This is a genomic window from Streptomyces rishiriensis (assembly GCF_003112535.1).
Classification (GTDB): Bacteria; Actinomycetota; Actinomycetes; order Streptomycetales; family Streptomycetaceae; genus Streptomyces; species Streptomyces rishiriensis.
The window spans coordinates 149,178-167,231 of sequence record NZ_BEWA01000007.1 but is presented as its reverse complement, the minus strand read 5'-3'; the positions used below and the strand labels follow the sequence as shown (position 1 = coordinate 167,231).

The window sequence follows — 18,054 nt, the reverse complement described above, 5'->3', positions numbered from 1 at the left end:
CGGCCGGTGAACGCTTTCCGGACCTTTCCCGCACCGGCCCGGCCGGGGTGGCGGTGGGACCGCATTGTTTTGTACCGTTGGAAAACAAAGTGGCTCCCGCCCGTTTTCCCTGACCGGCGGGCGGGGCCGCCTTGTCTCTACGCACCTGGAGCTGCTGATGCCGGCCCTGACCGCCCGCGCCCTCCTGCTCGACATGGACGGCACGCTCGTGAACTCCGACGCCGTCGTCGAACGGATCTGGCGGCGCTGGGCCGACGCGCACGGGCTGGACGGGGACGAGGTCATGCACGTCGTCCACGGCCGACAGGGCCACGCCTCGATGGCCGTGCTGCTGCCCGGCCGGCCCATGCATCTCAACCACGAGGACAACGCGCGGATGCTGGCGGAGGAGACCGCCGACATGGACGGCGTCGTGCCGGTGCCCGGCGCGCCGGAGTTCCTCGCCTCGCTGCGGGGCGTCCCGCACGCCCTGGTCACCTCGGCGGACGTCCCGCTGTCCACGGCGCGGATGGCCGCGGCCGGGCTGGACCTGCCCGACGTGCGGGTCACCGCGGAGTCGGTCGGCGCGAGCAAGCCGGACCCCGAGGGCTTCCTCAAAGGCGCCGCCGAGCTGGGGATCGCCCCGGCGGAGTGCGTGGTGTTCGAGGACTCCGGGGCGGGCATCGCGGCCGGCCGCGCCGCCGGAATGCGCGTCGTGGGAGTCGGCCCCCGCGCGGCCGCGCACGCCCCGGACGCCCATGTGGACGACCTGCGCCAGGTGCGGGTGGAAACCCTGCCGGCCGGCGTCCGCATCCACATCCGCGCGACCTGACCCGGGGGCTGCGGCCCGGGGAGAACCGGCCTCCGCCGGCCTTACGGGTTCGGGGACCGGGACCGGTTCGGATCCGGGTCAGGGACGGGTCGCGGTCCGGGTCGGGTCCGGGTCAGGGACGGGTCGCGGTCCGGGTCGGGTCCGGTTCTGCGGGCGGACCGTCGGCGGCTACAGGAAGGGGCGGGTCATGGCTCCTTCGTCTCCGACTCCAGGGCCGTGCGGGTTGCCGGGCCGTAGACGCCCAGGCCGTCCGACGTCGTGGCCCTCGACCACTGGTAGTTGCGCACGGCGTCCTCGACGTCACTGCTGAACGTGCCGTCGGCCTGGCCGTTGTACAGGTACAACTGCCGCAGCCGCAGCTGGAGTTCGGTCACCTCGGCACCCTTGTCGCCGCGCCGCAGGACGGCCGCGTCGACCGGGGCCGCCTGGCCGCCCCCGGCTGCGTTGCCGGGCGCCGGGGAGGAGCTCGCACGGGCGGTCGGCGTGGGGCGGGGCGCCTCGGCCGACGGAGAGGCCGAGGGTGAGGCGCTCGACGCCGACGGGGAGGGCGACGGGCTCGCGCTCCCGGAGGGGGACGGCGAGGCCTCGGTGGCCGACGGGGACGCGGAGCGGCTCGCCGACGGGGAGCCGGAGGCCGCGTCGGTGGAGGGGTCGGGCACGGCGGCCCGCACGTCCTGCGGGGCGGCACGTTCACGCGTCGGCTTCTCGTAGGAGAACAGTCCGGTCGCGAACCCGGCCGCCACCACCACGCCCACCACGGCGGCGGCCGTCGCGATCAGCAGGGTGCGGCCACGGCGCGAGCCGCGCGGTTCCTCGCCGTCGGGGTGCGCGGCGCCGACGTCCACCGTCCCGAACAGGCTCAGCCCGCCCGCGTCGGCGTCGGGCTCGGACGCGGGTGCAGCCGGCGGTGGGGGCGACGCCGTCGTCGGGTCCGGTGCGGGACCGCCGTGGGCCACGGTGTGCAGCGGCACGGTCGCGTCACCGGGGACCGCCCTCAGCGGCATGGTCACGTCGGCGGCGGAGGCCGCCCCGGGCCCTCGCCCGCTGCCCCCTCGGCTGTCCCCTCGGCTGCCGGTGTCGTCGCGTGCCGCGCTTCCCGCGCCCGCCGGGCCGGAGCCGGTGCCGAAGCCGGTGCCGCTGGCGAAGCCGGTGTCCGAGCCGGCGTCGGCGTCAGGGCCTGCGCCGGTGCCCGAGCCCTCCAGTTCCACGTACGGCCGTATCCGCAACGGATCGAAGTCCTCCGCCGCTGCCGCCTCCGCCGTGCGCGTGTCGCGCAGGGCCTCGGAGACGCGCTGGGCGCAGGCGCAGGACGGGGTGTTGTCGGCCGCCCGGAGCGCTCCGCACTCCGGGCACGGCAGTCCCTGCCGCCCCGCCCGTCCCTGCTGCCCCGTCGGATCGATCACGTGTTCGTTCCTCCCCATCCAAACTCCAGAGATTATGCAGATCCTTTCCACAGGCGATCACCTGCGGCCCCCGGAATGTCGTATTCCGTCAAGATCTGGGGGCACCACAAGAGGCCATAACGGGTCACACCGATCACGATGGAAAGGGTCACCAGAGCCCCAGGAGGCATCCATGGCCTTGGACGCGCACAGCAGGACGGCGGATCCACGTCAGGAACACGTGTCCGGAAACGTCCTCGTCTCGATCGGCGCCCTGCTGCTCGGCATGCTCCTCGCCGCCCTCGACCAGACGATCGTGTCGACCGCGCTGCCGACGATCGTCAGCGACCTCGGTGGGCTGGAGCATCTGTCGTGGGTGGTCACCGCCTACCTGCTGGCGTCGACGGCCGCGACCCCGCTGTGGGGCAAACTGGGTGACCAGTACGGGCGCAAGAGGCTGTTCCAGATCGCGATCGTCATCTTCCTCGTCGGTTCGGCGCTGTGCGGAATGGCGCAGAACATGCCCCAGTTGATCGCCTTCCGGGCCGTCCAGGGTATGGGCGGCGGTGGCTTGATGGTGCTGTCGATGGCGATCGTCGGCGACATCGTCCCGCCGCGCGACCGCGGCCGCTACCAGGGCCTGTTCGGCGCGGTCTTCGGCGCCACCAGCGTCCTCGGCCCGCTGCTGGGCGGCCTGTTCACCGAACACCTCAGCTGGCGCTGGGTGTTCTACGTCAACCTGCCCGTCGGCGTCGTCGCGCTCGTCGTCATCGCGGCGGTGCTCCACATCCCGCGCAGGTCGACCAGGCACGTCATCGACTATCTCGGCACCTTCCTCATCGCCTCCGTCGCCACCTGTCTCGTGCTGGTCGCCTCCCTCGGCGGCACCACCTGGGACTGGGGCTCGCCGCAGATCGTCGGCCTGGCGGCCCTTGGGGTGCTGCTCGCCGTGGCGTTCGTCGCCGTCGAACGGCGGGCGGCCGAACCGGTCCTCCCGCTCGAGCTGTTCGGCATCCGCACCTTCACGCTCTCCGCCGTCATCAGCTTCATCGTCGGCTTCGCGATGTTCGGCGCGATGACCTACCTGCCGACCTTCCTCCAGGTGGTGCAGGGCGTCTCGCCGACCATGTCCGGCGTGCACATGCTGCCCATGGTGGCGGGCATGCTGCTGTCGTCCACGGCCTCCGGGCAGATCGTCAGCCGCACCGGCCGCTGGAAGGTGTTCCCCATCACCGGCACCGCCGTCACCACCGTCGGCCTGCTCCTCCTGCACCGGCTCGACGAGCACAGCTCCACCGCCGAGATGAGCCTCTGCTTCTTCGTCTTCGGCCTCGGCCTCGGCCTGGTCATGCAGGTGCTGGTGCTGATCGTGCAGAACGCCGTCGCGTACGAGGACCTCGGCGTCGCCACCTCGGGCGCGACGTTCTTCCGCTCCATCGGGGCCTCCTTCGGCGTCGCCATCTTCGGCGCCGTCTTCGCGAGCCGTCTCGGCGACAAGCTCACGGACGCCTTCCGTGGCGTCCGGCTCCCGCCCGGAGTCTCGGCCGGCGCGCTGGAGTCCGACCCGCGGGGCATCGGCTCTCTGCCGTCCGACCTGCGCCCGCGCGCCCTGCACGCGTACGCCTCGTCCATCACCGACGTCTTCCTGTACGCGGCGCCGGTCGCGCTCCTGGGCTTCGTCCTGGCGTGGTTCCTGCGGGAGGATCCGCTGCGCGGCTCGGTCACCGCGCCCGACGTGACCGAGACCCTCGCCAGCAATCCCGTGGAGCGCTCCTCGTACGACGAGGTGTGCCGGGCGCTGTCGGTGCTCGGCACCCACGAGGGCCGCCGCGAGATCTACCGGAAGATCACCACGAGGGCCGGCTACGACCTCCTGCCGGCCGCGAGCTGGCTGCTGCTGCGCATCAAGCGGTACGGCAGCGTCGAGCCGTCGATGCTGGCCGAGCGCAGCACCGTCCCGCTGCCGGCGATCACCGATGCGGCGCGGCAGGTCGAGGAGCGCCGGCTCGCCGTGCGCGAGGGACTCGGCATGGTGCTGACCGACGAGGGCCGTGAGGTCGCCGAGCGGCTCGGCGAGGCCCGCGAGGAGTCGCTCACCGAGCTGCTCGGCGACTGGTGGGGCCCGGACCGGCCCACCGACCTGGTCCATCTGGTCAAGGAGCTCAACGCCGAGCTGTGCGGCTCGGAGCGGGAGCAGCCGTACGGCGGGCGGGTGCTGCCCGACCACCGGCTTCCCTGAGCCTGCCGTCAGCCGAGGTCCTTGCGGAACCAGTGGTCGGCGTACGGTTCGTCGTTGTGCGCGTCGGTCTCCGCATAGCCGAGCCGGGCGTACAGGGCACGGGCCTCGACCAGGTCGCCGCGGGTGTCCAGGACCAGCCGCGTGGCGCCGAGCGCACGGGCGGCGTCCTCGGCGGCCCGTACCAGGAGGGCCGCGCCGCCCTTGCCGCGCAGCTCCTCCCGCACGAACACCCGCTTCAGTTCGGCGGTCCCGGCGGACAGCAGCCGTACGCCCGCGCAGCCGCCCGGCTCACCGTCGTACCGTCCCACGAGCAACTGCCCCCGGGGCGGCGCGAGTTCGTCCCAGCGCTGGGCCGCGATCTCCCGCTCCAGCTCATCCGGGTCGGTCCGGCGCCCTTCGTGGAGCAGATACCAGCGGTCGCTGACTTCGGTGTAGTAGGCCCGCCAGAGCGCTGCGGCGACAGGGGAGTCGAAGGGCTCCGGGGCGATGTTCCAGGTCATCCGCTGATTCTGCGGCGACGGCCCGCCCGGCTCGCAACCGGATGACCGGGCAACCGGAATAACCGAGCAACCGTATGACCGGGCAACCGGAATAACCGAGCAACCGGATGACCGGGCAGCCCCAGCCGTCCGGCCGGCTCGCCACCCGGTCTCCCGGCCGCGGGCCTTCTGACGGGCCGTCGCGCCCGCCGTTTATGCGATGCGGTCCGGGCAACCCGACAGAGGAACCGGCCCGTGGGGCCGACACACCGGAAGGCAAGGCATGTCCACAGGAGTGATCATCGCTCTGGTCGTGGTCGTGGCGGCCATCGTCGCCGTCGCGGCCGTCCTGGCCGTGAGGGCCCGCGGCTCGCAGGGCGGCCACGGTCTGAAGCGCCGCTTCGGGCCCGAGTACGACCGTGCCGTGGCCCGCCATGACGGAGACGTCAAGGCCGCCGAGCGCGAACTCGACGCTCTCGTCGAGCGGCACGGCGGACTGCGCGAGCGGCCGCTGGAGCCCGCCGAGCGCGAGCGGTTCGAGGCCCGCTGGACGGCCGCGCAGGAGCGGTTCGTCGACTCGCCCCGCGAGGCGGTCGCCGAGGCGGACCGACTGCTCGCCGAGGTGGCCGGCGCCCGCGGCTTCCCGGCCGGCGACCAGTACGAGGAGCAGGTCGCCGCGCTCTCCGTCCACCACGCGAACCACGTTCACGGCTACCGGCGCGTCCACCGCGTCGCCCAGACCGCGGCCGGCGGCTTCGGCACGCGGCACGCGGGCGCTTCCGACCCGCACGGAACGGACGAGGGCCGTGCCGCCGGGCTGGACGGCGGCGCCCCCGACACGGAGGACATGCGGTCCGCCCTGGTGGAGGCGCGCGCCCTCTTCGACGAGCTGACCGCTCCGTCCGGCCGCGGCTCCGACCGCCATCGCGCCCAGGAGCCGGCGACCCGGGACCGTTCCGGCCACCGCCCGCAGCTGGGCTTCCACCGTCACCAGACGAAGGAGGGCTGACCGTCATGTCGGACCTGACACCTGACAGGGGCACGAGCGGGGACGACCGCCGCCCGACCGACGACCGCGCCAAGGCCGCGCGGCCGGGCCGGGCCATCCTGCCCGGAGAGGTCGTCCTGCCGATCGGCAAGGACCGGTCGTCGACCGATCACCGCGGCGACGGCACGGCCGCCGAGCCCGGCGCGGCGACGCGCAGGGACACCACCGCAGGCACCGCAGGCACCGCAGGCACCGCAGGCACCGCAGGCACGGTGGGCGCCGCGGGCCCGACGGGCGTGAAGCCCACGCCGCTCACCCCCGAGACGGTCACGAACGCGGGCACGGGCACGAATGCGGGCACGGGCACGAATGCGGGCACGGGCACGGGTGCGGACGCGGGCACGGGTGCGGTGGGTGCCAAGGGCCGTGGGACGGGAGGCACTTCAGCCTCCGGGGCTCCGGTCCCCCCGATCACCGCCCCCACCGCCGGCCCGTCGTCCGCCACCGCTTCCGCGCCTTCCAGCGCCCCCGTCGAACGCGAAGCCCACGCCTCGACGCCGCCATCGGCGTCCGGCGAGCACGGCGGCGCGTCCCTCTTCCCGGAGGACGAGTGCGACCGGATCTCCGCTCGTATGCGGCACGCGGTCGTCGGGTTCGTCGACGGGCCCCGGGACGCCGTTGCGGAGGCGGACGAGGTGCTGGAGGAACTCGCCGCACGCCTCACCGACGCAGTGGACCGGCGTCGCCGCACCCTGCGAGGGTCCTGGCACCAGCCGGAGGGCGGGAAGGACCGGGCCGCGTCGGCCGCGACCGCCGTCGACACCGAGCAACTCCGCCTGGCCCTGCGGGACTACCGCGAACTGACGGAGCGGCTCCTGCACCTCTGAATGCACCTCTGAAGCCTTCCGGCAGGCCGGTTCCCCGGCCGGACGCACCCCTCACGGGTCGGCCCGCCCGGTCCCCTCGCCGGCCGCCCTCCCCCCAGCCGCCGCCCGGCGCTCCCGCCACTCCTGTACGACCGCTTCCACGTCGTACGGTTTCATGCCCAGCGGGGGCCCGGGCGGCGGCTTGAACATCATGTCGCGCAGCTTGACGTTGACGTCCGTGATGATCTTCCGGACGATGCGTTCCGAAGGCGCCGCGTACGCAGCCGCGAGCGCGTCCTCCGCCTCTTTGCGCAGGGCGAGGGTCGGCGGCAGGACGGACAGACCCTCACGGGCCATCTTGCGCCTGATCCACCACAGTTCGTCGTAAGGCGCTTCGATGTCCGCGGGCAACGGCTTGCCCACGCCGGACAGTTGATCGAACTCACCGCGCCGCTCCGCGTCCCGGATCTGCTTGTCGACCCAGGATTCGAACGGAACGCCCGGTGGCTTTCGCTCGGTCATGCGTCCATTGTGCCGGACGCGATGTGCCCGGGCGATTTATCATGCGGCGGCTGCACCAACACATTCGGGACCCAGGACGCCGACAGGCATGTCAAAGAATTCTCAAGGGGAGCGCACGTGCTCGAACTGACCATGGCCACCGTCTCCGGGACGGAAGAGGGCGCCACGGCCGGCATGCTCATGGCCGACTCGCCCAGCGACCCGGGCGCCGTGCTGCGGGTGGGCAGGGACAAGTCCGTGTGCCGCCTCGCCACCCCCGAGGACTGGCTGTTCGTCTCGCGCGTGCACCTGGAGTTCCTGTGCGGGCCCGACGGCGCCTGGCAGGTCTCGTGGCTGCGCGGCTCGCAGGACGAGCCGTCCTCCGAGGTGCGGCTGGTCATCGGGCAGTACACCCAGTCCCTCGTGTACGGCGGGACCCTGCCGCTGGCGGGCTCCGGCGAGATCATCGTGTACGACCGCACCGGGCCGCGCAGCGTCAACGTGGGCTTCTATCACGAGGCCTGAGCGCGCACCCGGCCTGAGCGCGCACCCGGCCTGAGCGCGCACCCGGCCTGAGCGCGCACCCGGCTTGAGCGCGCGGCGAGCCTGAGCGTGCGCCCGGCTTGAGCGCCCATGAGGCCCGCGAGTAGGACAGACCGGTCTGACCGGTCAGACCGGTCTGTCCTACTCGCGGGGCTACGCCAGGACGCGGGGCTACGCCAGGACGCGCGCCAGCGCGAAACCGTCGTAGCCCTTGGTCCCCACCGTCTGGATCGCGGTGCCGCTCAGTCTCGGGTGCGTGCCGATCAGCTCGATCGCGGCGCGGGTGCCGAGCACGTCCTGCGCGTCGTTGTCCGCGTCCACCACCCGGCCGCCGCGTACGACGTTGTCGAGGACGATCAGACTGCCCGCGCTCGTGAGCCTCAGCGCCCACTCCACGTAGGAGGCGTTGTTGGCCTTGTCGGCGTCGATGAAGACGAGGTCGAACGGGGGCGGGTTCTCGTCGGCCAGCAGCGGCAGCGACTCCAGGGCCGCGCCGACCCGTACCTCGACCAGTTTGTCGAGACCCGCGCGGGCGATGTTGCGGGTGGCGACCTCCGCGTGCAGGGGGTCGTACTCCAGCGAGACCAGCCGGCCGTCGGCCGGCAGCGCGCGGGCCAGCCAGATCGTGCTGTATCCGCCGAGCGTGCCGATCTCCAGGATCGACCGGGCCCCCTGGATCTCGGCGAGCAGTTGCAGCAGCTTGCCCTGGTTCGCGGTGACGCTGATCGGCGGCAGGCCGGCGGCGTCGCTCTCGCGCAGAGCGGCGGCCGTGATCTCGTCGTCCGGGGCCAGGCGGTCGGTGAAGTAGGCGTCGACGGCGTCCCACGCCTGCGACTCGCTCATGCGTTCTGCCTCTCGTGTCCTGTCGTGCTTGCCGTGGTCGATGTGCTCGTTCCGGTCGTTCCCGGCATCCCTGTCGGAGTCTCTAGTTAGGAATGCTAACTAGTCACGTCAACGGCATGTGCGGCACACGAGTTCCTCCCGGCCGTACCGGACCGTCTCCGGGGGCGGAATTCAGCCGTTCGGCCCAGAGGGTGCGACGGATTCGGAAAAGTGCGCCGACGGTGGGGCCGGCTTCGGCGCGAAGGGCGGTTTCGGAGGCGTCGCGGGCCGAGGGGGAGCCCCCGCGGTCACGGCTCCGGCCCCCGGAGCGTTCGCGGTCGGCAGGTCCGCCCGGCGGGCCCGCCCCCAACGCACGCCCAGGACGACCGCCACCGTGTTCACGACGACCAGCGCGCCGAAGAGCATCAGCAGCCACATCGGGATCCCGGCCGTCACGAGCAGCCGGTCCTCGTAGACGACCTGCCGGAACGCGGTGTCCGCGGCCGCACGGCGCAGCTCGTGGTCCCCGGTGATCTCCGAGGGGTGCGGGAACTCCTGGGCCACCGCCGTCAGGAACGGCGTGCCCTTCGACAACTCGCCCAACGGCCCCGTCGTCGTGCCGAGCCGCCCGGCGAACGTCACCCGGGGACGCTCGCCGCCGATCCGGGAGGCCGGTTCCATACGGTGGGCGGCGAGGACGTACAGGCCCAGCGACTGCGGCGCGGCCGCCGACCGGGACAACCGCATCGGATAGACGACCCTGTCGGCGGCGAAGGAGACCGACAGCGGGTCGAGCCGGCCACGCAGCGCGGCGCCTGCTCTCTCGGGGGCGAGCCGGACCGCCACATACTCCCAACGCAGGTCGGCGTAGGGGCGCAGGGCGCTCGCCAGGCCTGCCGGCGGGGGGAAGCCGTTGGCGCGCAGCCAGCGGTCCAGGTCCGCCGGATCGGTGGTGGCGAGCCGGGCCACGTCGAACGGGCCCAGCCGCTCGCGGCCCACCACGCCCACCCGGCCGGGCCACATTCCGGGCGGCGTCGGGGCGTTCGCGTCGCCGCCGGTGGTCAGCGGCCAGTCGCCGTCCTGCGGCCAGAAGTGGTGCCGGGTGCGGTGCACGGGGGCCGTCACCGCGGCGAGTTGGCCGAACAGCTCCGGGTCGCCGAGCCGTACCGTCGCCCGATGCGGCACGGGCATGATCCAGGCGGCCCGCTCGGCGTCCCCGTCGACCGTCAGGCTCGTCACGACCTGCTCCCGCACGCCGTCCCAGCGCACGACGGAGACCTGCCGGCCGACCGCGATCTGCCGCTGATCGCCCGGAAGCAGCGCGCAGCACCCGCAGGCGTAGGCAGGGGAGACGAGCGAGCCGAGCTGCATCGCCAGCAGCGTCAGCAGGGTCAGCAGCACGGCCGTGAACCGGGCGCGCAGCCGCTCCCGGCGCGCTCGCCGCTCCCGTGGGAAACAGACCATGCCCGGTGTCCCCTCCAGTCGGTCTCGCGCACTCTCCGTACGCCCCACTGCACACATGGTGCGAAAGACGGTACGGCGCAGGGGCGGATTCCGTTCGCGCCGCTATCCAGATCCCGCCCCTTCGTGGAAGCGGGCCGTCCCCGTGCGGACTATTGTCTTCCGGGCATAGCAGGGCAGACGTCAGGTAATGCACGAATGACCTGCGTCTGTGTCAGGGGACGGCGCCGGACCGCATCGACGGGTGCGTTCACAAGACCCGGCGCGGGAAACGCGTGGCACGAACGGGGCGGAGGCCGACGAGGCGTGGCGAATGCGGAGCACAGCGGGCGGGCGGCGGGAACCTTGGGGGAGACGGCCGTCGACACGACGAGAGCGCGCCTGCGAGCGACCCGCCTCGGCCTCTGGCTCATGGCGGCGCTCCTCGCCGTGCGCCAGGTGGCCGGCGTCCTCGGCACCCCGCGCGCGGAACGGCTGACGGACCTGGAGACCTGGGTCGGACCCGACGGCGTGCTGCACGTCAACGGTTCGCTCTACGCATCGACCCGGTTCACCGGCACGCCCTTCGCCGGGCTGGTCCTCAAGCCCTTCACCCGGGCAGCCGAACAGGCCCTCGGCTGGGGCTGGACCTTCGGCACCCTGCTGCTGGTGGCCGCGCTCGCCGTGGTCCTGGCCCGTGCCCTGCCGCAGCCGGTCAGCAGACGGACGTCTCTGCTGGCCGCGCCCGTCGCGAGCAGCCTGCTGATGCTCTCGCTGCCGGTGCGCAACACCTTCTGGCTCGGCCAGACCAGCATCGTCCCCGTCCTCCTCGTCCTCCTCGGCTGCTTCGCCGTACGGGGCCGACGGGCCGCCGGCGCCCTGATCGGGGTGGCCGCAGCCCTCCAGCCGACGGCGCTCCTCTTCGCCGTCCTGCTGTGGATGACCGGCCGCCGCCGGACCGCGGTGGCGGCCGGCGCCACCTTCGCCGGCGGCACGGCGCTCGCCTGGGCGGCGATGCCGCACGACTCGTACACCTACTGGGTGCACCACCTGGCGGGCGCCGGGCTCGGCGGCGAGGCCGACGCCCTCGCCAACCAGTCCCTGCACGGCGCTCTCCTGCGCCTGGGGCTGTCCGGCCCGCTGGAGATCGGCCTGTTCCTGTCGCTGGGCGCGGCCGTCGCCGTCATCGGCGTCCGCCGGGCGGCCTGTTACGCCCGGGACGGCCAGCTGCTGCTCGCGGTCGCCCTGACCGGCTGCGCGGCGATCGTCGTCTCGCCCACGACCTGGCAGCACCAGCTGCTGTGGGTCCTGCCGACCGTCGTCGGCCGGGTCGGCAGGCGCGCGTCCGACCGCTACGTGTGGCCGGTGGCCGTCATCCTGGTGACGGCCCTCCCGGCCACGATGATGCTGCCGCACATGGAGTTCCTCTACCCGCTGCGCGACAACGCGGTGCTGTTCCTCGCGATCGCCGCGGCGACCGTCGTCCCGTTCCTCCCGCGGACCTCCCCCCACTACCGGACGCCGATCCCGGCCGAGTGCGCCGCACCGGTCCCGGCGCGCTGGAAGCACGTGCCGCTCCTGCCGTTCCTCAAGCGCGTCCTGACCCGCCCGAACCTGCTGCTGGAGCTGCTGCTGCTGCGCGTGACGTACGCGGCGTACCAGCAGGTGCGGCTGGCGGCGACGGGCGGCACCAACTCCGGTGGACGGCTCCGGGCGGAGGCCCACGGCCGTGACGTCCTCGGCCTCGAACGCCTCCTGCACATCGACGTCGAACGCACCGTCAACCACTGGGTGGTCGGGGTCACCTGGCTGCGGAACTTCTTCGACTTCTACTACGGCTCCCTCCACTTCGTGGTCCCGCTGACCATCCTCGGCGTCCTGTACTGGCGCCGCCCGGTCGACTACCGCTGGGCCCGCTCGTCCCTGGGCTTCGCCACCCTGCTCGCCCTGGTCGGCTTCTGGCTCTACCCGCTGGCCCCGCCGCGACTGATGCCGGACCTGGGCGTCATCGACACCGTCCACGGAGTCCAGGACTTCTCCAAGCCGGACTACGGCACCCTCACCTCGCTGACCAACCAGTACGCGGCGATGCCGTCCCTGCACTTCGGCTGGGCACTGTGGTGCGGCCTGGTCATCGCGATCGTCGCGCGCAGCCGGTGGACGAAGTGCCTGGGCCTGCTGCACCCCCTCTTCACGGTCTCGGCCATCGTGGCCACCGGCAACCACTGGGTCCTGGACGCGGCCGGCGGCGCGGCGGTGGTGTGCGCGGGCTTCGGGCTGTCGTACGTCCTGATGGGCCCGAGGGCACGGGCCGCCACCCGGACGGTGACGCTGAAGACGACGGAACCGTCCGAGGCACGGGAGAAGAACTTGGCAGCGAACTGACCTTTCCCGGCGTGCAGTTCGGCACTGAACGAAGCGAACGAAGTGAACGAAGCGAATGAAGCTGGACGTCGCTCTCCTGTGAACGGTCGCCCGTCACCGCGCCCGCTCAGGCGGGCGTCCGGCTTCGCCGCGCTGAGGCGTCCTTCGAGGGGGCGACCACCAGGCCTCGCAGCCGCCGCTCGGCCGGATGCTCGACGCAGTGGTACGCGAGGCCGGCGAAGGCCTGGCTGACGACCAGCACCCCCGCCCAGAACACGAGCGTCTCACCCCCGGGCGCGGGCTTGCCCCACTCGAACACCGCCACCCGGATCACGATCTCGTGCAGCAGGTACCAGGCGAACGACCAGTGCCCCAGCCTGATCATCCAGGTTCCGCCCAGTGCGGTCCGCCGGCCGTCGAGGTCGGCGCGGGCGGCGGCGGCGATCAGAGCCGCGAAGAGCGGCGCGGAGAGCAACTGCGAGGCGGAATAGGGGCTGTACCAGACAGAGTCCGGCACCGCGTTCGACCACGGAATCAGCGCCAGATGCCAGGCGACGACGAGTCCGACGGACAGCGGCAGCGACATGGGAGGCCGCCAACCGCGTTTGAGCCCCAGCCCGGTCACCACGCCCAGCACGAACTGGAGCGAACGGGTCAGCGGCAGGTAGTCGAGCGCCCAGGTGCGGGTGGCGGACGGCAGCCCGGACAGCCCGACCCACAGCAGCAGCGCGCCGCAGCCGACTCCGACCGCCGTCCACGCCCACGTCCTGGGCCGCCGCCCCGCGAGCATCGCCAGCAGCACGGGAAAGACCAGATAGAACCAGCCTTCGTCGCTGAGCGACCAGGCGGCCGGGTTCCCTCCCTTGAAGATGACGGGCTGCGGGAACCACGCGTGCACCAGCAGCAGAGTCGCGGCGACGGCCCTCAGGGAGACAGCCTGGTCCATGAGGACCCACCACACCGCGACGGACGCCCCGACGCTGACGGCGAGCAGGGGCCAGATCCGCGCGAAGCGCCGCCAGAGGAACACCCGGACGGCGACGCCCGCGCCGTCATAGGTCCAGGCCAGCACGACCCCCGACAACACGAAGAAGAACGTGACGCCACTGCGCCCGTACCACACGGCGTCACTGACCCCCGGCACGGTCCCCACCTGCCGCGAGAGGTGATACAGCACGACGAGCAGGGCCGCCCAGAACCGAAGGCCGGTGAGCGAGGGCAACCGGTCACGGCCGGAGGCGGGTACGGAGGGCAAGGCCGATCCTTCATGGTCGAAAGGCGCGAGACTAGCACCGCGGGCGACGGCCCCGGATCCCGCCCGCGACCGGCGCCCTCAGCGATCGCTTTCACCGCGTCCACCGCCGTCCGCGACCCCAAGCCCCCGGCGGGCCCGGCCCTCACCGTCGGGCCCGCCGCGTTCCTCGGCCTTCCTTTGCTGGGCTACAGCCGTTGGATGATCGTCCCCGTCGCCAGTGCGCCGCCCGCGCACATGGTGATCAGGGCGAACTCCCTGTCGGTGCGCTCCAGTTCGTGCAGGGCCGTCGTGATCAGGCGGGCTCCCGTCGCGCCGACCGGGTGGCCGAGGGCGATCGCGCCGCCGTTGACGTTGACCTTGGAGAGGTCCGTCTCGAAGACCTTCGCCCAGCTCAGCACCACCGACGCGAACGCCTCGTTGATCTCGACGAGGTCGATGTCCTTGAGGGTCATGCCCGCCTTGCCCAGGACGGCCTTCGTCGCGTCGACCGGACCGTCCAGGTGGAAGTGCGGGTCGGCTCCCACCAGGGCCTGGGCCACGATCCTCGCCCTCGGCTTCAGCTTCAGGGCCTTGGCCATCCGCTTCGACGCCCACATGATCGCGGCCGCGCCGTCGCTGATCTGCGAGGAGTTGCCGGCCGTGTGGATCGCCGTCGGCATCACGGGCTTGAGGCCCGCCAGGGCTTCCGGGGACGTGTCGCGCAGGCCCTCGTCGCGGTCGACCAGCCGCCACATGCCCTGGCCCGCCGCCTGCTCGTCCTCCGTCGTGGGGACCTGGACCGCGAACGTCTCGCGCTTGAAGCGCTCCTCCGACCAGGCCGTCGCCGCCCGGGTCTGGGAGAGGAGGCCGAGGGCGTCGACGTCCTGCCGGCTCAACTCCCTTTTGCGGGCGATCCGTTCCGCCGCCTCGAACTGGTTGGGGAGGTCCACGTTCCACTCGTCCGGGAACGGCTTGCCCGGGCCGTGCTTGGAGCCCGAGCCGAGCGGGACACGGCTCATCGCCTCGACGCCGCAGCTGATGCCGACGTCGATCACGCCCGCCGCGATCATGTTGGCCGTCATGTGCGAGGCCTGCTGCGACGAGCCGCACTGGCAGTCGACCGTCGTCGCCGCCGTCTCGTAGGGGAGGCCCACGGTCAGCCAGGCCGTCCTCGCGGGGTTCATGGACTGTTCGCCGGCATGGGTCACCGTGCCGCCGACGATCTGTTCGACCGCGTCGGCGGGGATGCCGGTGCGGCCGAGGAGCTCGCGGTAGGTCTCGCCCAGGAGGTAGGCGGGGTGCAGGTTGGCGAGCGCGCCGCCGCGCTTGCCGACGGGGGTGCGGACTGCTTCCACGATCACGGGTTCGGCGGCCATGGGTGCGGATCCCTTCGGAACTAGTACGTGTTCTAGTTCTGCTGCATGCAGTCTGCGGACGTGATGTGCGTCACCGCAAGGGTCTTGCAGCCTCGAGGGTCCTGAACTACCTTCACGGCAATCTGTTTCTGATGAACCGTCAGATCGCGTAGCCAGATGGCTGGAGCCGCCGATGCCCTGTCCAGCGCTTCCCGACGGGTTCGACTTCACCGACCCCGACCTGCTGCAACACCATGTGCCCCTGCCGGAGTTCGCCGCGTTGCGACAGGCCGAACCGGTCCGCTGGATCCCCCAGTCGGGCAATGTCGCCGGCTTCCAGGACGAGGGCTACTGGGCCGTGACCCGGCACGCGGACGTGAGATACGTGTCCACGCACCCCGAGATCTTCTCCTCCTACCTCAACACCGCGATCATCCGGTTCAACGAGCACATCGAGCGCGCTTCGATCGACGCCCAGCGCTTCATCCTGCTGAACATGGATCCGCCCGAGCACACCCGTGTGCGGCAGATCGTGCAGCGGGGGTTCACGCCGAGGGCGATCCGGGGGCTCGAGGAGCGGTTGCGGGCGCGGGCCACCGCGATCGTCGCGCGGGCGCGCGAGCAGGGCGGCGGCTCCTTCGACTTCGTGACGTCCGTCGCCTCGGAACTGCCCCTGCAGGCCATCGCGGAGCTGATCGGCGTGCCGCAGGACGACCGCGCCAAGATCTTCGACTGGTCCAACAAGATGATCGCGTACGACGACCCCGAGTACGCCATCACCGCCGAGGTCGGCCAGCAGTCCGCCGCCGAGATCCTCGCGTACGCCATGGACATGGCCGCCGAGCGGAAGAAGTGCCCCGCTCAGGACATCGTCTCCACGCTCGTGGCCGCCGAGAACGAGGGCAACCTCAACTCCGACGAGTTCGGGTTCTTCGTGCTGATGCTCGCCGTCGCCGGGAACGAGACGACCCGCAACGCCACCACGCACGGCATGCACGCCTTCCTCACCCACCCCGAGCAGTGGGAGCTGTACAAGCGCGAGCGGCCCGCCACGACCGCCGAGGAGATCGTGCGGTGGGCCACGCCCGTCGTCGCCTTCCAGCGGACCGCCACCCAGGACACCGAGCTCGGCGGCAAACGGATCAGGAAGGGGGACCGGGTCGGGATCTTCTACGCCTCCGCCAACCGCGATCCCGAGGTGTTCGACCGGCCCGACGCGTTCGACGTCACCCGGGATCCCAATCCGCATCTCGGGTTCGGCGGGGGCGGGCCGCACTTCTGTCTCGGCAAGTCCCTGGCGGTGCTGGAGATCAACCTCATCTTCAACGCCCTCGCCGACGCCATGCCCGACCTGCGCCTGGTCGAGGATCCGCGCCGGCTGCGGTCCGCCTGGATCAACGGGGTGAAGGAGCTGCGGGTCGACGCGGGGTGACGGGCGTGACGTTGAAGAGGAAGCCGGTGTCCGGCGTCAGTCCCTGCCGGACACGGTGAACGCCAGGACCGCCGACGTCGCGGCGGCCAGCAGCAGCGGAAGCGCCAGGTCGTGGTGGAGCACCAGGAACGCGCCCAGGACCGCGCCCGCGAACATCGCGGTCACGGCCGCCGTGCGGCGCGGGGATCGCGGGCGGGTGCCGTCGCCCGCCCAGGAGTCGGCGGCCAGGCCGGTCAGGGTCATCGTCACGACGGTGGTCGTGGTGAGGCCGCGGACCGCCAGCTTGCGGACCGTCGCGTTGCGCAGTCCCATCGCGAAGGCGGTCAGGGCGATGATCGTGTAGACGGTGGCCGGCGCGTCGTCCGCGGTGGCGGCCGCCATGGCCGCGGCACCGGCCAGCAGGAGAGCCTCGACGCCCAGTGTCATCCGGGCCAGGCTGCGGCGTGAGCGCGCGCCCCTGTGCCGCGTCACCCGGCCGCCGGCCGTGGCGCCCGCCAGGAAGCAGGCGATCGAGGCCACCGTGTGCGGGACCGAGAAGCCCGGGGCGCCGGCGGCGGCGAAGCCGAGGACGACGACGTTGCCGGTCATGTTGGCGGTGAACACATGACCCAGGCCGAGATAGGTCACCGCGTCGATCAGGCCGCTGAGGGCGGTCAGGGCGAGGAGGGCGGGGACCAGACGCAGGCCCCGTGCGTCGTGCGGGCCCCCTGCCCGCGGCTCCCGCGGCGGCTCGGTCGGCTCGGTCGGGTGCTCGGTGCCGGTCATCCGCTCAGTGCAGCACGAAGAGCCGGGGAAGCGCCGACAGTGTGGCAGGGCGGCGCGGGAAAACGCCGACCGTGCGGCAGGGCGGGGCGGGGAAAACCCCGAAGGCGGCGGCCCCGGGGATCGGGGGCCGCCGCCTTCGGCGCGCTGAACGCGCGTCCTTGGGGGAGGAACTCGCTGGGCTCCGGGCCGGCTCAGTACCAGCCGTTCGCCTGCCAGAAGTTCCAGGCGGCGACCGGGCTGCCGTAGCGGGAGTTCATGTAGTCCAGACCCCACTTGATCTGGGTCTTGGCGTTGCTCTTCCAGTCGGAACCGGCCGAGGCCATCTTGGAGCCGGGCAGCGCCTGGACGAGGCCGTAGGCGCCGGAGGAGGCGTTGGTGGCGCTGACGTTCCAGCCGCTCTCGTGCTTCACGATGTTGGAGAAGGCCTTGTACTGAGCCGCGTTCGGGATCATCTTGTGCGCGATCGCCTGGGCCTGGGAGGCGGAGGAGGTCGTCGCGGCGTGGGCGGGGGCTGCGGACAGCGCCATGCCCGCGGCGGCGGCGGCCACGGCGATGCCGGTGAGGGCCTTCTTCGGGGAAGCGATGCGACGGATGACGGAGACGGACACGGAGAACCTTTTCCTTCGGGGACGTTGTGGTCGCCTGCATGCCGGAGTCACGCGGTGCGTGGGCCGCTCCGCGTGAGGTGCGGTGGGTGGCTGCATGCCGTGGCGTCGAGGCCGTGAGGCTCGTCGGCGCCCTGCGACGTCATCCAGAGAAACAGGATCCGGCGCTGTCCGCAAAGACCCCTTTTGCTAGTTGTGGCCGTACTTGGGGGGCAGGTCGGCTGTGTG

The 18,054-nt window shown here is 72.3% G+C and carries 16 protein-coding genes; 7 read left to right on the top strand and 9 right to left on the bottom strand.

Going from position 1 to position 18,054, the window contains the following annotated elements; all coding sequences use genetic code 11:
* The first annotated feature begins 157 nt into the window (after nucleotides 1–157).
* Complete coding sequence (locus Sri02f_RS13415) at nucleotides 158–811, top strand: HAD-IA family hydrolase (protein ID WP_109001383.1); 654 nt, start codon at nucleotides 158–160, stop codon at nucleotides 809–811.
* A 185-nt stretch (nucleotides 812–996) separates the two neighbouring features.
* Here the strand turns inward: Sri02f_RS13415 and Sri02f_RS13410 are convergent, their stop codons facing one another.
* Entirely contained in the window at nucleotides 997–2,214 is a 1,218-nt protein-coding gene (locus Sri02f_RS13410) for a peptidoglycan-binding domain-containing protein (protein WP_245970620.1), read from the bottom strand.
* A gap of 172 nt (nucleotides 2,215–2,386) precedes the next feature.
* On the opposite strand from Sri02f_RS13410, the gene Sri02f_RS13405 reads away from it, so the two are divergent.
* Nucleotides 2,387–4,432 carry an MDR family MFS transporter gene (locus Sri02f_RS13405; RefSeq protein ID WP_109001381.1) on the top strand — a complete coding sequence of 682 codons (2,046 nt, stop codon included), beginning with the start codon at nucleotides 2,387–2,389 and terminating at the stop codon, nucleotides 4,430–4,432.
* Nucleotides 4,433–4,440: 8 nt separating this feature from the next.
* Here the strand turns inward: Sri02f_RS13405 and Sri02f_RS13400 are convergent, their stop codons facing one another.
* Nucleotides 4,441–4,932 (bottom strand): GNAT family N-acetyltransferase, encoded by a 492-nt coding sequence (locus tag Sri02f_RS13400; protein WP_109001380.1) that lies wholly within the window; start codon nucleotides 4,930–4,932, stop codon nucleotides 4,441–4,443.
* 262 nt (nucleotides 4,933–5,194) lie between these two features.
* On the opposite strand from Sri02f_RS13400, the gene Sri02f_RS13395 reads away from it, so the two are divergent.
* Both Sri02f_RS13395 and Sri02f_RS43850 read left to right on the top strand, forming a co-directional pair.
* On the top strand, nucleotides 5,195–5,920 hold the full coding sequence (locus tag Sri02f_RS13395; RefSeq protein ID WP_109001379.1) for a hypothetical protein: 726 nt from the start codon (nucleotides 5,195–5,197) through the stop codon (nucleotides 5,918–5,920).
* A 5-nt stretch (nucleotides 5,921–5,925) separates the two neighbouring features.
* Complete coding sequence (locus tag Sri02f_RS43850; protein WP_307721035.1) at nucleotides 5,926–6,786, top strand: hypothetical protein; 861 nt, start codon at nucleotides 5,926–5,928, stop codon at nucleotides 6,784–6,786.
* Between the two features lie 51 nt (nucleotides 6,787–6,837).
* Here the strand turns inward: Sri02f_RS43850 and Sri02f_RS13385 are convergent, their stop codons facing one another.
* Nucleotides 6,838–7,287, bottom strand: a complete 450-nt coding sequence (locus Sri02f_RS13385) for a DnaJ family domain-containing protein (protein ID WP_109001378.1) — start codon at nucleotides 7,285–7,287, stop codon at nucleotides 6,838–6,840.
* 117 nt (nucleotides 7,288–7,404) lie between these two features.
* Here Sri02f_RS13385 and Sri02f_RS13380 point away from each other — a divergent pair, with 117 nt between their 5' ends.
* Nucleotides 7,405–7,791: a hypothetical protein gene (locus Sri02f_RS13380; RefSeq protein ID WP_109001377.1), complete on the top strand. Its 387-nt coding sequence runs from the start codon at nucleotides 7,405–7,407 to the stop codon at nucleotides 7,789–7,791.
* A 189-nt stretch (nucleotides 7,792–7,980) separates the two neighbouring features.
* Here Sri02f_RS13380 and Sri02f_RS13375 read toward each other — a convergent pair whose 3' ends face one another.
* Both Sri02f_RS13375 and Sri02f_RS13370 read right to left on the bottom strand, forming a co-directional pair.
* Nucleotides 7,981–8,652 (bottom strand): O-methyltransferase, encoded by a 672-nt coding sequence (locus tag Sri02f_RS13375; protein WP_109001376.1) that lies wholly within the window; start codon nucleotides 8,650–8,652, stop codon nucleotides 7,981–7,983.
* A gap of 171 nt (nucleotides 8,653–8,823) precedes the next feature.
* The gene (locus Sri02f_RS13370; protein WP_245970633.1) at nucleotides 8,824–10,002 is read right to left on the bottom strand and encodes a DUF2330 domain-containing protein; all 1,179 of its coding nucleotides are present in this window, start codon (nucleotides 10,000–10,002) and stop codon (nucleotides 8,824–8,826) included.
* 396 nt (nucleotides 10,003–10,398) lie between these two features.
* Here Sri02f_RS13370 and Sri02f_RS13365 point away from each other — a divergent pair, with 396 nt between their 5' ends.
* Complete coding sequence (locus Sri02f_RS13365) at nucleotides 10,399–12,456, top strand: bifunctional glycosyltransferase 87/phosphatase PAP2 family protein (RefSeq protein ID WP_109001374.1); 2,058 nt, start codon at nucleotides 10,399–10,401, stop codon at nucleotides 12,454–12,456.
* A gap of 106 nt (nucleotides 12,457–12,562) precedes the next feature.
* Here Sri02f_RS13365 and Sri02f_RS13360 read toward each other — a convergent pair whose 3' ends face one another.
* Together Sri02f_RS13360 and Sri02f_RS13355 are read right to left on the bottom strand one after the other, a co-directional pair.
* A complete protein-coding gene (locus tag Sri02f_RS13360) occupies nucleotides 12,563–13,690 on the bottom strand; it encodes an acyltransferase family protein (protein WP_109001373.1) in 1,128 nt (375 codons plus the stop codon).
* A 185-nt stretch (nucleotides 13,691–13,875) separates the two neighbouring features.
* The gene (locus Sri02f_RS13355; RefSeq protein WP_109001372.1) at nucleotides 13,876–15,045 is read right to left on the bottom strand and encodes a steroid 3-ketoacyl-CoA thiolase; all 1,170 of its coding nucleotides are present in this window, start codon (nucleotides 15,043–15,045) and stop codon (nucleotides 13,876–13,878) included.
* Between the two features lie 172 nt (nucleotides 15,046–15,217).
* On the opposite strand from Sri02f_RS13355, the gene Sri02f_RS13350 reads away from it, so the two are divergent.
* Nucleotides 15,218–16,456 carry a cytochrome P450 gene (locus tag Sri02f_RS13350; protein ID WP_109001371.1) on the top strand — a complete coding sequence of 413 codons (1,239 nt, stop codon included), beginning with the start codon at nucleotides 15,218–15,220 and terminating at the stop codon, nucleotides 16,454–16,456.
* 36 nt (nucleotides 16,457–16,492) lie between these two features.
* On the opposite strand, the gene Sri02f_RS13345 is transcribed toward Sri02f_RS13350, so the two are convergent.
* Entirely contained in the window at nucleotides 16,493–17,221 is a 729-nt protein-coding gene (locus tag Sri02f_RS13345; protein WP_109001370.1) for a YoaK family protein, read from the bottom strand.
* A 191-nt stretch (nucleotides 17,222–17,412) separates the two neighbouring features.
* A complete protein-coding gene (locus Sri02f_RS13340) occupies nucleotides 17,413–17,829 on the bottom strand; it encodes an aggregation-promoting factor C-terminal-like domain-containing protein (protein WP_109001369.1) in 417 nt (138 codons plus the stop codon).
* Between the last annotated feature and the right edge of the window lie 225 nt (nucleotides 17,830–18,054).